The organism is Citricoccus sp. NPDC079358, from assembly GCF_040702545.1.
In the GTDB taxonomy this organism is placed as follows: Bacteria; Actinomycetota; Actinomycetes; order Actinomycetales; family Micrococcaceae; genus Citricoccus.
Window position 1 is genome coordinate 164,705 of sequence record NZ_JBFBLI010000003.1, and the last position, 12,909, is coordinate 177,613.

13 protein-coding genes and 1 tRNA gene are annotated in these 12,909 nt (G+C 70.2%); 8 read left to right on the forward strand and 6 right to left on the reverse strand.

Features of this window, described 5'->3' with window-relative positions:
• The first annotated feature begins 62 nt into the window (after positions 1–62).
• Positions 63–575, forward strand: coding sequence for an amino-acid N-acetyltransferase (locus AB0333_RS05450; RefSeq protein WP_366217694.1), 513 nt, complete (start codon positions 63–65; stop codon positions 573–575).
• 80 nt (positions 576–655) lie between these two features.
• Positions 656–853 carry a CsbD family protein gene (locus AB0333_RS05455; RefSeq protein WP_366217695.1) on the forward strand — a complete coding sequence of 66 codons (198 nt, stop codon included), beginning with the start codon at positions 656–658 and terminating at the stop codon, positions 851–853.
• Between the two features lie 77 nt (positions 854–930).
• Here the strand turns inward: AB0333_RS05455 and AB0333_RS05460 are convergent, their stop codons facing one another.
• Complete coding sequence (locus tag AB0333_RS05460) at positions 931–1,851, reverse strand: A/G-specific adenine glycosylase (RefSeq protein WP_366217696.1); 921 nt, start codon at positions 1,849–1,851, stop codon at positions 931–933.
• 80 nt (positions 1,852–1,931) lie between these two features.
• Here AB0333_RS05460 and AB0333_RS05465 point away from each other — a divergent pair, with 80 nt between their 5' ends.
• On the forward strand, positions 1,932–2,651 hold the full coding sequence (locus AB0333_RS05465) for a hypothetical protein (protein ID WP_366217697.1): 720 nt from the start codon (positions 1,932–1,934) through the stop codon (positions 2,649–2,651).
• Positions 2,652–2,679: 28 nt separating this feature from the next.
• Here AB0333_RS05465 and radA read toward each other — a convergent pair whose 3' ends face one another.
• Positions 2,680–4,080, reverse strand: a complete 1,401-nt coding sequence (gene radA / locus AB0333_RS05470) for a DNA repair protein RadA (protein WP_366217698.1) — start codon at positions 4,078–4,080, stop codon at positions 2,680–2,682.
• 58 nt (positions 4,081–4,138) lie between these two features.
• Entirely contained in the window at positions 4,139–5,311 is a 1,173-nt protein-coding gene (locus tag AB0333_RS05475) for an FUSC family protein (protein WP_366217699.1), read from the reverse strand.
• 394 nt (positions 5,312–5,705) lie between these two features.
• On the opposite strand from AB0333_RS05475, the gene pstS reads away from it, so the two are divergent.
• The 4 genes from pstS to pstB all read left to right on the forward strand — a co-directional run bounded on the left by pstS (position 5,706) and on the right by pstB (position 9,920).
• Complete coding sequence (pstS, locus tag AB0333_RS05480) at positions 5,706–6,806, forward strand: phosphate ABC transporter substrate-binding protein PstS (RefSeq protein WP_366217700.1); 1,101 nt, start codon at positions 5,706–5,708, stop codon at positions 6,804–6,806.
• A 150-nt stretch (positions 6,807–6,956) separates the two neighbouring features.
• Positions 6,957–7,925: a phosphate ABC transporter permease subunit PstC gene (pstC, locus tag AB0333_RS05485; protein WP_366217701.1), complete on the forward strand. Its 969-nt coding sequence runs from the start codon at positions 6,957–6,959 to the stop codon at positions 7,923–7,925.
• Entirely contained in the window at positions 7,925–9,106 is a 1,182-nt protein-coding gene (gene pstA / locus AB0333_RS05490; RefSeq protein ID WP_366217702.1) for a phosphate ABC transporter permease PstA, read from the forward strand. Before pstC ends, pstA begins: the two co-directional genes overlap by 1 nt.
• Before the next feature lie 34 nt (positions 9,107–9,140).
• Complete coding sequence (pstB, locus tag AB0333_RS05495) at positions 9,141–9,920, forward strand: phosphate ABC transporter ATP-binding protein PstB (protein ID WP_188804931.1); 780 nt, start codon at positions 9,141–9,143, stop codon at positions 9,918–9,920.
• A 105-nt stretch (positions 9,921–10,025) separates the two neighbouring features.
• Here the strand turns inward: pstB and AB0333_RS05500 are convergent, their stop codons facing one another.
• From AB0333_RS05500 to AB0333_RS05510, 3 genes are all read right to left on the reverse strand, one after another.
• Entirely contained in the window at positions 10,026–11,045 is a 1,020-nt protein-coding gene (locus AB0333_RS05500; protein ID WP_366217703.1) for an inorganic phosphate transporter, read from the reverse strand.
• Between the two features lie 5 nt (positions 11,046–11,050).
• Positions 11,051–11,677, reverse strand: a complete 627-nt coding sequence (locus tag AB0333_RS05505; RefSeq protein ID WP_366217704.1) for a hypothetical protein — start codon at positions 11,675–11,677, stop codon at positions 11,051–11,053.
• A 178-nt stretch (positions 11,678–11,855) separates the two neighbouring features.
• Positions 11,856–12,530, reverse strand: coding sequence for a hypothetical protein (locus AB0333_RS05510; RefSeq protein WP_366217705.1), 675 nt, complete (start codon positions 12,528–12,530; stop codon positions 11,856–11,858).
• A 214-nt stretch (positions 12,531–12,744) separates the two neighbouring features.
• On the opposite strand from AB0333_RS05510, the gene AB0333_RS05515 reads away from it, so the two are divergent.
• Positions 12,745–12,817: transfer RNA gene (locus AB0333_RS05515), tRNA-Lys, on the forward strand.
• Positions 12,818–12,909: the final 92 nt, after the last annotated feature.

The following is a 12,909-nucleotide window of genomic DNA, read 5'->3' on the forward strand; positions in this document are numbered from 1 at the left end:
CAGGGGCGGGTCCTCTGCCGTCCGGGGCGGTGATGCCGCTGCCGCGGTTCTACACTGAACGGATGGACTCCACTGAACTCGCCATCCGGCCCGCGCGGACGCAGGACGTCCAGGCCATCCGCGCCCTCGTGGAGCCGCTGGCCCGTGATCGCGTGCTGCTGCAGAAGGAGGCCGTGGCCTACTACGAGGCCATCCAGGAGTTCACGGTGGCCGAGGCGCCGGACGGCACGCTGGCGGGATTCGGCGCCCTCCACGTGATCTGGGAGGACATCGCCGAGGTGCGTACCCTGGCCACGTCGAGTCAGTGGCGCGGCCACGGGGTGGGCCACCGCATCCTGGACCAGCTGCTGGAGCGGGCCCGCGCCGTGGGCGTGGGCCGGGTGTTCTGCCTGACGTTCGAGGTCGACTTCTTCCGCCGCCACGGATTCACGGTCATGGCAGATCAGACCGTCGTCGACCCGGAGGTCTATTCCGAGCTGCTGCGCTCCCAGGACGAGGGAGTGGCCGAGTTCCTGGACCTGGCCCGCGTCAAGCCCAACACCCTCGGCAACACCCGCATGATCATCTCCCTGTAGCCACGGCTCGGGGTGACGTGTTTGACTGCAGGGGCAAGGGTCGGCGGGAGCCGGCCATCCACCGTAGCGAGGAGGAGACCATGGGTACCGGAGATCGCTTTGAGAACAAGGCTGACGAGGTCAAGGGCCAGGCCAAGCAGGGTCTGGGTGACGTGACGGACAACGACCGTCTGAAGAACGAGGGCCGGGCCGATGAGGCCAAGGCCGGGATCAAGGACAAGGTCGAGGACGTCAAGGACGCTGCCAAGGACCTCTTCGGCGGAGACAAGAAGAACTGACCCACGCTGTCGCCGGAACCACAGCCGGCCGTCGAGACGGCAGAGGCGGGTTCTGGCACCGGGCGGCCCGGGGGCCCTCAGCCAGGCAGGCTGAGCAGGGCCTCCGGGCCGTTGTCGTCCCGGACGGCCAGGCCGTCTGACACCAGGCCGTCCACACACCGCTCGTACTGGGCGGCCTCGGGGCGATGCGCACCCAGCGTGCCGGCCGACGTCGTGAGGGCGGGAAGGGCCGAGAGCGTCACCGAGCCGCGGTCCCGGAGCAGGGCCATGACGGCGCCGCGCACCTGGCGGTCGGTGCCGGCCCAGGCCTGTCCCGTGGGCTTGTAGTGCGGCTCCGGCATCCCTGCCGCTCGCCAGGCGCAGAGGTCCGCCACCGGGCAGAGCTCGCACTGGGGGGAGCGGGCCGTGCAGATCAGCGCCCCCAGCTCCATCACCGCCGCATTCCACCGGCAGGCCTGCTCCGGATCCTCGGGCATGAGGTCCCGGGCCAGGGCCATCTCGGCGGTGGTGAGGGACTTCTCCGGCAGCGCGCGGCCGGAGACCATTCTGGCGTGCGCCCGGCGGATGTTGGTGTCCACCACCACCTGAGGTTGGTCGAAGGCGAAGCAGGCGACGGCGGCGGCGGTGTAGGCGCCGACGCCGGGCAGGGCGAGGAGGTGGTCGACACGGTCCGGCACCCGGTTCCCGTGAGAGCCGGCGATGTCCACGGCGGCAGCCTGCAGGCGGAGGGCCCGCCGCGGGTAGCCCAACCGGCCCCAGGCACGGATGACCTCGCCCGCAGGCGCTGCGGCCAGGTCTCGCGGTGTGGGCCAGCGTTCCATCCAGGCCGTCCAGACGGGCAGCACCCGCACCACGGGGGTCTGCTGGAGCATGATCTCGCTGACGAGGACGCCCCAGGGGCTGCACTCGGGATCACGCCACGGCAGATCCCGGGCGTGGGCGGAGAACCAGTCGTTGATCCGGTGGTGAAGGGTGGACGTGATCACCGGCGCAGACATGCCGTCTACTGTAGTGGGCCCTGACGATCCTCGGCGTGGCCAGTCCGGGACCGGCCACCGCGGTCCCTAGGCTGGGGGGTATGCCCGGTGAGCCCCGAAACAACGACCTGCTGCGACCGCAATCGAGTGCGGTGTACCGCCGTCGCCGGCTGGTCGCCCTGGTGCTGCTCGTCGTGGTCCTGGCGATCGTGGTGGGGCTGGTCTGGTGGCTCGTCTCGCTCTTCCGCCCGGCCGCCGGCGAGGACGCCCCCGCGCCGGCATCGGCCCCGAGCGTGGCCACCGCCCCCTCCGGCGAGGCCTCGGCATCACCCTCGGTGTCCGCGACGGGAACCGCGCCCGACTCCGGCGCCACCGACGGGGCCGGCGACGACCCCTCGGACTCGCCCTCGTCCTCCGGAGAGGCCGCGGCCACGGGCAATTGCCCGCCCGGGGACATCGTGATCTCCGCCGCGACGGACCAGCCGGCCTACGGGGAGGGGGAGGACCCCGTCCTGGAGTTGCGCGTGGACAACACGGGTGAGGAACCCTGCGAGGCGAACCTCGGCACCACGCAGCAGGTGTTCACCGTGTACTCCGGCTCGGACCGGATCTTCTCCACGGAGGACTGCCAGGTGGACGGCCAGGACGCCCTGGTGGAGATCTCCCCGGATGAGCAGGAGCGTGCCCGGTTCACCTGGCCGCGCGTGCGCTCCGCCGAGGATTGCGGCGAGACCTCCTCGGAGCCCCGCAGCGGCACCTACCGCCTCGAGGTGTCCCTGGGGGAGCTCAAGGCCCAGCCGGTGTCGTTCAACCTGCAGTGACCGAGCCGGGAACCTGGAGCACGCCGGCTCAGGAGGCCCAGTCCTTCATGGTCTCCAGGGCCTCCGTCAGCGTGCGGACCTCGGCCACCGCCACGCCGTCTGGCAATTCACCCAGCGGCTCGGGGGACTTGGGCACCACGGCGCGGCGGAATCCCAGCCGGGCGGCCTCCCGGATGCGCCGGCCGATGCCGGGCACGGGGCGGACCTCGCCGGCCAGCCCCAGTTCCCCGAAGGCGATCAGACCCTTGGGTACCACGGCATTGAGCTTGGCGCTCGCGATGGCCAGGGCCGCCGCCAGGTCCGACGCCGGCTCGGTCAGCCGTACCCCGCCCACGGTGGCCACGTAACAGTCGTCCTGGTTCAGGGGGAAGCCCGCACGACGCTGCAGGACGGCCAGGATCATGTTGATGCGCGCTGAGTCCAGCCCGCTGACCGTCCGGCGGGGGCTGCCCTGCCCGGACGGCGTCAGCAGGGACTGTACCTCGGCCACCAGGGGGCGCCGGCCCTCCAGGGTCACCGTCACGCAGGTGCCCTCCACGGGGTTCAGGGTCCCGGAGAGGAACAGCCCGGAGGGATCCTCCAGGGAGACGATGCCGGCGTCCCCCAGGTCGAAGCAGCCCACCTCGTCCGTCGGCCCATAGCGGTTCTTCACGGCCCGCACCAGGCGCAGGCGTGAGTGCCGTTCGCCCTCGAACTGGCAGACCACGTCCACCAGGTGCTCCAGGAGGCGGGGGCCGGCGATGGAGCCGTCCTTGGTCACGTGGCCCACGAGCACGGTGGTCATGTTCCGGCTCTTGGCCTCATTGATCAGGCTGGCCGCCACCTCGCGCACCTGGGTGACGCCTCCGGCGGTGCCGTCCACGGACTGGGACTGCAGGGTCTGGACGGAGTCCACGATCAGCAGGTCCGGCTCGGCCTTCTCGATCTGGCCCAGGGCCCGTCCGAGATCCGTCTCGGCGGCCAGGAACAGCGTGTCGGCGACGGCGCCGATCCGGTCGGCACGCAGCCGCACCTGGGCCGCGGACTCCTCCCCGGTCACGTACAGGACGGACCGCGTGGACCCCTCCGGGCGGCGGTGCCGGGCCACCTTGGCGGCCACGTCCAGCAGCAGGGTGGATTTGCCGATGCCGGGCTCGCCGGCCATCAGCACCACCGCGCCCGGAACCAGGCCGCCGCCGAGCACCCGGTCCAGTTCCGACACCCCGGTGGTGTGGAAGCGGGCCTGGGAGGCGTCGATCTCCCCGATCGGCACGGCCGGAGTCGCGACCGTGGCGGCGGGGGTCCGGCCGGAGGAGGCATCCGCGCCGGCCTCGCTCACCGTGCCCCAGGCCTGGCACTCGCCGCACCGCCCCACCCACTTGGCGGTCGTCCACCCGCACTCGCTGCAGCGGTAGCCCGGGTTCGCACGTTTGCTGGTCTTCGTCGCCATGGACCCAGGCTACTGCCGCCCACGGACACGCTGATGCTGAGCGCCCCAGGGGCCGGCTTCAGAGGCGGGGCAGGTACCCGACGGCCTCGTCGTGGGAGGCGCCGGTGGCCTCGATGAGATCGACCATCATGGGGCGCAGCAGCATGACGAGCGCCTCGGCGTGCAGGGTGGTGGCACCCAGCTCGGCCGGATCGAGCCGCGCGGCCGCCCCGCCGAGGGCGCCCCGCGCCACGGAGAGCGACTTGTGCCGACCGGCTGCCGCCGGCTCTCCCAGGGACCGGCCCAGGATCCCGACGGCGTCCGCGGCCTCGTCGAACCAGTCCGCCAGCAGTCCGGTCCCCTCGTCATCCAGGGCGCCGTTGTCGATCACGCTGATGACGCGGCGGGCGACGACGCGCATGCTCCGCACCGCCAGGTCGGACATCTCCACGGTGTGGGCCGTCTCGTCCAGCTCCGGCCGGGCGCGGCGCTTGGTGGGGGAGAACGTGGCCAGCTCGCGGGCGTTCTTGACATCCTTGCGCAGGTTCTCCACGGCGGTCTGCGTGCCGCGGCAGGCGACCAGGCCCATCCACGCGGTCCGGGACTCATGGGAGCGCAGCGCCTCGGAGCAGTCACGCAGGGCACCCGTGAGCGTCCCGTACAGGTCCCGCAAGCCCGTGGCCGCCTCCTTGCGCAGATTCTTCGGCATCAGCAAGGTCACCACCAGAGCAATGAAACCGCCGACGACGGCGTCCTGGCTGCGCGTGAACGGCCCGCCCTGCGCGGCGGGCAGGAGCACCACCAAGACTGATTGCAAGCTCATCTGGAGGGTGAAGGTGGCCCCGGAATCGATGAAACGGGCGACCAGAATCGAGGTGTAGACCACCAGCACGGCCTGCCAGTAGCCCTGGCCCAGCACGGCCTGCATGAGGTCGCCGATGAGAATGCCGAGGGTGCATCCCACGGCTACCTCGATGACTTTGCGGACCTTGGGGTCCCGGTTGAATCCCAGAGCGATGAGCGCCGCCGTGGCGGCGAAGAGGGGATCCTCGTGGCCCAGGACGAGCTCGGCGAAGACGTACGCCAACACGGCGCAGAGGGCCGTGACAGCGGCCGGGACCAGCGCCGAGGTGACCCGGGAGGCGCCCGAGCGTGCCCGGCGGGTGGCGAAGGACCACGTGCGGGCCCACGACTGCCGGGCCGTCGTCAATGTTCTCGTCCAGGAGGAGCCGGACGCGGGCTGCTGCTCCATGCCGACTAGCTTAGGCCGGGCCGGCCGGCGCGGCGGACGATCGACCAGGGCCGGCACCGTCGTCAGGGGACCGCCGAGGAGCCCTGGCGGGACACGGAGGGGGACCGCGGCGGCGTGAGATTACTCACGCCGTCCAGGAAATGACCGCAGGAAGCGAGGACTTCCGCGCGGTTACTGGCCTGACCGCCCACCGTGCCCTCGGTGCCGGCGGGGGTGCCGGGGACTCGTTAAGCTCGCGTTAATCTTGCACCGCCCCGCGCGTCACCTTGCCCCCATAGCTTTCTCATGGATCGAGGCCATCGGCATCCCTGCCCTGCTTCGTCAGTTGCCACTCGGACAAGCAGTGGTGATCGGCCTCGCCTGCACTGTCATCGAACTCGAAAGAGGCAATTCCTTGAAGGCTCTTCGCATCGGGCGCTACGCCGCCGTCCTGTCTGTCGCCGCTCTGGCCCTGACCGCCTGCGGCGGCAACGGTGGCTCCGAGTCCTCCGCTTCGGCCGGCTCCGAGTCGGGCGCCCCGGCCGAGGTCTCGGGCACCCTGATCGGTGGTGGCGCCTCCTCGCAGGAGTCCGCCATGACCGCCTGGACCAACGGTGTCACCGAGGTCTACCCGGACCTGACCGTCCAGTACGACCCGGTGGGCTCCGGCTCCGGCCGTGAGGGCTTCCTGGCCGGCCAGTACTCCTTCGCCGGCTCCGACGCCGCGATGGACGAAGAGGAGATGGCCTCCGCCGAGGAGGTCTGCGGCCCGGAGGGCGTCTTCCACGTCCCGTCCTACATCTCCCCGGTCGCCGTGGCGTTCAACCTCGAGGGTGTCGACGAGGTCAACATGGATGCCGAGACCATCGCCCAGGTCTTCACCGGCGAGATCACCACCTGGAACGACCCGGCCATCGCCGATCAGAACCCGGACGCCGAGCTGCCGGACACCGACATCACGGTGGTGCACCGCGCCGATGACTCCGGCACCACCGAGAACTTCACCGACTACCTGACGGCCGCGGCGCCGGAGTCCTGGACCTACGACGTCGTCGAGACCTGGCCCTCTGAGATCACCGCCGAGTCCGCCCAGCAGACCTCCGGTGTGGTTTCCCTGGCCCAGTCCACGGACGGTGCCATCACCTACGCCGACGCCTCCCAGATCGGCGAGCTCGGCACCGTGGCCGTCAAGGTCGGCGACGAGTATGTGCCGTACTCCGCCGATGCCGCCGCCGCCGCCGTCGAGAAGGCTGCGCCGGGCGAGGCCGGTGCCGTCGAGCTCGACCGCACCACCACCGAGGCCGGCGTCTACCCGATCGTGCTGGTCTCCTACCACATCTTCTGCAACCAGTACCAGGACCAGGAGACCGCCGACACGGCCAAGGCCTTCGGCGAGTACGTGGTGTCCGAGGAGGGCCAGGCCGCTGCCGAGTCCTCCGCGGGTAACGCCCCGATCTCCGACGCCACCCGCGAAGCCGCTCTGGAGTCCATCCAGGCCATCTCCGTCCAGGGCTGATCATCGCCCGTTCCGGCCGGTGCTGATCGGCCTCTCGGCACAGCCGCCGCCCCTCTCAGGGAGGGTCGGCGGCTGTGCCATGCTTGACACGCTATCCATTCCTGAGATGTGGGCCCCGAGCCCGCACCACGAACTCCGAGGGGAGTCACCGTGACAGAAACTGCCACTGAGCCGGCGAAGAAGTCCTCGCTCACGGCACCGCGCAGCGGTGCCGCAGGGGACAAGGTCTTCTCCGGCCTGGCCCTGGCGGCCGGCGTCGTCATCTTGATGGTCCTGGCGTTCGTCGCGATCTTCCTGGTGATCGAGTCCCTGCCGGCCCTGTGGCCGGAGGTCTTCTCCAACGAGGAGAGCATCGAGAGCGCGGACACCTTCTGGCAGTACGTCTGGCCGCTCATGGCCGGCACGCTGATCGCCTCGATCATCGCCATCCTGCTGGCCACCCCGGTCGCGATCGGGATCGCCCTCTACATCTCGCACTACGCCCCCAAGTCGGTGGCGACCCCGGTCGGCTACGTCATCGACCTGCTGGCGGCCATCCCGTCCGTGGTCTTCGGTGCGTGGGGCATGACCACGCTGGCCGGCGGCGTGGTGCCCCTCTACAAGTGGCTGCACGAGTACCTGGGTTGGATCCCGCTGTTCGGCGGCGATGCCGGCAACACCGGCCGGGCCCTGCTGACGTCCGCGATCGTGCTGGCCGTGATGATCCTGCCGATCATCACGTCCCTCTGCCGAGAGATCTTCATCCAGACCCCGAAGCTGCACGAGGAAGCCGCCTTGGCACTCGGTGCCACCCGCTGGGAGATGATCAAGATGACCGTCTTCCCGTTCGCTCGGGCTGGCATCATCTCCTCGATCATGCTGGGCCTGGGCCGTGCCCTCGGCGAGACCATGGCCGTGACCCTGGTGCTCTCCCCGGGCATCTTCTCCTGGAGCATCATCACCTCCGGGCGGAACGCGACCATCCCGTCTGAGATCGCGCTGAACTTCCCCGAGGCCTTCGGCATGCGCCAGTCCGAGCTGATCGCAGCCGGCCTGATGCTGTTCATCATCACCCTCGTGGTCAACATGATCGCGCGCTGGATCGTCAACCGGCACAAGGAATTCTCGGGAGCGAACTGATGACCACCTCAACTGACACCACCCTGCGGGGTGCACCCCAGCCGGGCGGAACCCGGAAGAATTCCCTGACTGCCGGCCAGATGCCGCGCTGGACCTGGATCGCCGTCGCCCTCGGCGCACTGGTCCTCGCTGCCGGCCTCACCGCCCTGCTGGGCGGCGGGAGCTTCAGCTGGACCGGCTGGCTGATCTTCGCCGCGGTCCTCTACATCGTCGGCATGTACGCCACCACTCGCGTCATCAAGAACAAGCGGCGTGCCACGGATGGGATCTGGCGCAACCTCGTGTGGTCCGCCTTCATCCTGGCGCTCATCCCGCTGATCTCCGTGATCTGGACCGTGTTCGCCAACGGCCTGCCCACCCTGCTGGCCAATCCGCAGCTGCTCTGGACGGACATGGACGGCGTGACCGGCGCGGATGACATCGCGACGCAGAACGAGGGCGGCTCCCTGCAAGGCGGCTTCCTGCACGGACTGGCCGGCACCCTGATGATCACGCTGATGGCCACGATCATCTCGGTACCGATCGGGCTGCTGACCTCGATCTACCTGGTGGAGTACAGCCGGGGCGGCTGGTTCTCCCGCTCCATCGTGTTCTTCGTGGACGTCATGACCGGCATCCCCTCGATCGTGGCCGGCCTGTTCGCGTTCGCCCTGGTGGAACTGTTCATCACCACGTTCATCGGGGAGTCACCGCGGCACGTCCAGATGATCAAGATGGGCTTGACGGCGGCCATCGCCCTGTCCGTGCTGATGATCCCCGTGGTGGTCCGCTCCACCGAGGAGATGCTCCGGGTGGTCCCGAACGAGCTCCGGGAGGCGTCCTACGCCCTCGGCGTGCGCAAGTGGCGGACCATCTTCAAGGTCGTGCTCCCCACGGCCATGTCCGGCATCGCCTCCGGCATCACCCTGGCCATCGCCCGCGTCACGGGCGAGACGGCACCGATCCTGGTGACCGCGGGCTATGCGGCGGCCACCAACTGGAATCCGTTCGGCGAGTGGATGACGGCCCTGCCGGTGTTCATCTACCGCCAGCTGATGAACCCGACCGCACCGGCCGCCGGCATGCCCTCGGCAGACCGTGCCTGGGCCGCGGCCCTGGTCCTGATCGTCATCGTGATGCTGCTGAACCTGGCCGCCCGCATCATCGCCCAGGCGTTCGCGCCGAAGAAGACCGGCCGCTAAGCCGAGCAGAGACGAAAGACAGAGGAATTCCCCCATGTCAAAGCGCATCGAAGCCATTGACCTCAACGTCTACTACGGCAACTTCCTGGCTGTGGAAGGCGTCAACATCAACATCGAGCCGCGGTCCGTCACCGCGTTCATCGGTCCCTCCGGCTGCGGCAAGACCACCTTCCTGCGGACCATCAACCGCATGCATGAGGTCCTCCCCGGGGCGCGCGCCGAGGGACGGCTGCTCCTGGACGGCGAGGACGTCTACGCCACGGGCGTGGACCCCGTCACCGTCCGCACTCAGGTGGGCATGGTCTTCCAGCGCCCGAACCCCTTCCCCACCATGTCCATCCGGGACAACATCCTCGCCGGTCACAAGCTGAACGGCGCCCGGATGTCCCGGTCGGAGGCGGACGGGATCGTGGAGAAGTCCCTGCGAGGCGCCAACCTCTGGAACGAGGTCAAGGACCGCCTGGACAAGCCCGGCTCGGGTTTGTCGGGTGGCCAGCAGCAGCGTCTGTGCATCGCCCGTTCCATCGCCGTGGAGCCGGATGTGATCCTGATGGACGAGCCCTGCTCCGCCCTGGACCCGATCTCCACCCTGGCGATCGAGGACCTGATCAACGAGCTGAAGAACGAGTTCACCGTGGTGATCGTGACGCACAACATGCAGCAGGCCGCTCGCGTGGCGGACAAGACGGCGTTCTTCAACATCGCCGGCACCGGCAAGCCGGGCAAGCTCATCGAGTACGACGAGACCTCGGTCATCTTCAACAATCCCGCCAACAAGCAGACCGAGGACTACGTCTCCGGCCGCTTCGGCTGATCGTCGGCGGCCGGGGCTCGTCTCACATCTGGAACCGGGCGCCGGTGGCCGCACGCATCCGGTGATGCCGCGGGCGGGGTGGGCCGCCTCAGGCCCAGCTCCGGCTCAGAACAGCGGGCTGGCTGCCGCGGCGAGGATGAGTGCCACGGCGGCCGGCACCACCAGGCTCGCGAGCCAGTAGCCGATCACCCGCTGGACCTGCTGCCAGCGGACCGCGGTGTAGCGCTGGTTCTGGCCGGCGCCGAGGATGGTCGCCGCCGCGGCGTGCGTGGAGGACAACGGCAGGTGGAGGGCGAACGAGCCCACGAACAGCAGCCCGGCGCTGACGCCCGAGGCCACCGCGGAGCGCAGCGGGTCCAGGTGCACGAGCTTCTCCGTGAGGGTGTGGGCCACTCGCCACCCGCCGAACAGCGTGCCGATGGCCAGGGTGAGACCGGCTGCCACCGGAATCCACCAGCCCATGGCATCGGGCCGGCCGATGGCGGTCAGGGCGATGGCGATCATGAAGGTCATGCGCTGGCCGGACTGCACGCCGTGGCCGAGGGCGTTGGCGGCTCCGGTGATCGCCAGCCCCATGCGGGCGGTGTGGTTGACCGTGCCGGGTGCGGCATCGCGGGCCACCCAGGTGGCCGGGGTGACGAGGATCCAGGACAGGAAGCTCCCCAGCAACGGAGTCAGCAGCAGCCCCACCAGCATCGCGGTGACCAGCACGGGGGACCAGATCCCCTCGAAGGACGCGTCACCGGTCACGGTCAGGGCCACGCCGCTCCCGACGAGGCCGGCGATGAGGGCATGCGTCATGGACACGGGCATGCCGCGCTGCCAGGCGAACCACCCCCACGCGATCGCCACGGCCAGGGCGACGACGGCCATCAGCAGGCCCGGTCCGCCGCTGGGGATGGCCGGAGGGAGTTCCTGCCACACGGCGGTCAGCAGGCCACCGGACAGGACGCCGCCGCCGAGGTTCATCACAGCGGCCAGGAGCAGGGCCACCCCCGGAGTGAGGGCCCGGCTGCGGACGGGCAGGGCGATGGCGTTGGGGGCATCCCGCATGCCGTTGAGCAGCCCGTACCCGACTGTGAGGGCGAGGACCAGGCACAGCAGGACCAGGACGAGGGGGGACACGTCCGTCAGGATTCCTGCACCAGGACGCTGCCGACGTGAACGGTGATCTGCCGGACGGCGAGGATGGCGGCATCCACGGCGTGCGCTGCCTCCCGCTGCCGGTTGTAGCTGCGCTGCAGCAGGTCGCCGGTCATCCCGGCGACCCATTCGACCATGACGCGCTCGGCGCGCTTCGAATTGCGTTGGAGCTGGATCCAGGTCTCCTCAAGGGCGTCGAGGGTCCGGAACTGGGCCGTGGCCTCCTGGAGGAGTTCGGCTTGCCGGCCGAGGGTCTCCAGGATGTCCATGGCCTCGGCGGGCAGCCGGTACTGCTCGGTGGAGACGATGAGCAGTCCGGCGTTGCAGACCTTCTCCACGGCGTTGTTGAGCCCATCCGCCATCAGGTAGAGGTCCTGGCGCGGCAGGGGGGTGATGAAGGAACTGCGCAGGCTGGTGAGCAGGGCCATGTGGCGCCCGCTGGCCTCGCTGTCGATCTCGGACAAGCGGGATCTGACCTCCTCAGCGGCTGTCTTGGAGGAGCCCATCAACTGGGCGACCTGGTGCACGGCGGCACCCAGACCCTCCGCCAGGGCCGCGAGGTGTTCGAGGCTGGCGGTGTCCGGGGCGAGGAGGGAGGACAGTGAGAGGTTCATCAAGGACGAGGGTATCCCGCGAGAGGGGGCAGTGCCGGACCGGGAACGCCTCTCGGCGAGTGGCCGCTCGTAGCGGCAGAATATTGGAGCCCGGGGTTACCGCGGCCCGACACCAATATCCAGTGTGCGCGGTCGGGGGCGGAGATGTCCACCGGCGCCGGGGTTGTCAGCCCTCGGCTCAATCGAGCGTGCCGCGGCGCCAGGCGGCCGCTGCCTCCTCGAGTTCCTCGGCGGTGCCCAGGAGCCGTTTGGCCTGGCGCAGCAGGACGGCGGCCTGGGCCGGCTGACCGGCCTCGAGCGCCTCGGAGTGATGTGCCTGGCCGAGGCAGACCACCCGGCCGTAGGCGGCGGCCCGCTCAAGAGCCACGTCGAAGTCACCGGTGAAGGCCCCGGTGAGGATGTCGGTCGTCAGTTGTTGCAGTTCGCGGGCGCCGGGCGGTTCGACCGGACCCGCGACGGCACGGGCCACATGCGCCTCGTGGCCGGCTCGGTACCAGGCGGCCCACTGGGCCCCGTTGCGGAGCGTCGCCGAGCGGAGGGCGTACAGCCGCCAGAGGACACCGCTCAGGGAGACCGCCGGGGCATCGGCCCACCACTGGGCCACGGTGTCGATCCCGGCCTCCTCGACCAGGCCGACCAGCCGCCGGACCGCGGCCTGGTCTGAGGTGGACCGGCCGCCCTCGACCAGGGCGCGGGCCAGCAGCGCCGCGCCCTCGGCGGTGGCGGCCGGGTCGGAACCACCCTGGAAGGCGGCGAATTGGTCCGGGGCGAACGGCCGGGGCCGGTGATGGCGGACCGTGCCGGCCGCCGTCGAGCTCGCGGACCGGCCGGAACGATTCCGGGAGGACGTCACGGGAGGGCCACCTTTCCGGGGATGGGGTGTGTCTGCTCGGGGTCCCGGTGCCGCGCCGGACGTGATGCTGCCATGAGCGGCGCCACCGGGAGCCCCCTCCACGGTACGCCTTCGCCGGCGGCACAGTCTGGTCACCGGGTGCCGGGCGCCGGGGGATCGGTGGCCTCGCGGTGACCCACATCCGCTAGCATGGGACGCGGCCACCGGCTGGCCAGGGCCTTTAGCTCAGTTGGCAGAGCATCGGACTTTTAATCCGCGGGTCGCGGGTTCGATCCCCGCAGGGCCCACCGCGCAACGGCCCCTGAATCGGCATCAGGCCGGGTCAGGGGCCGTTTTGGTCCCCAGCACCCGGGGCCGCGCGCCCCTCGTTCACGCCGGA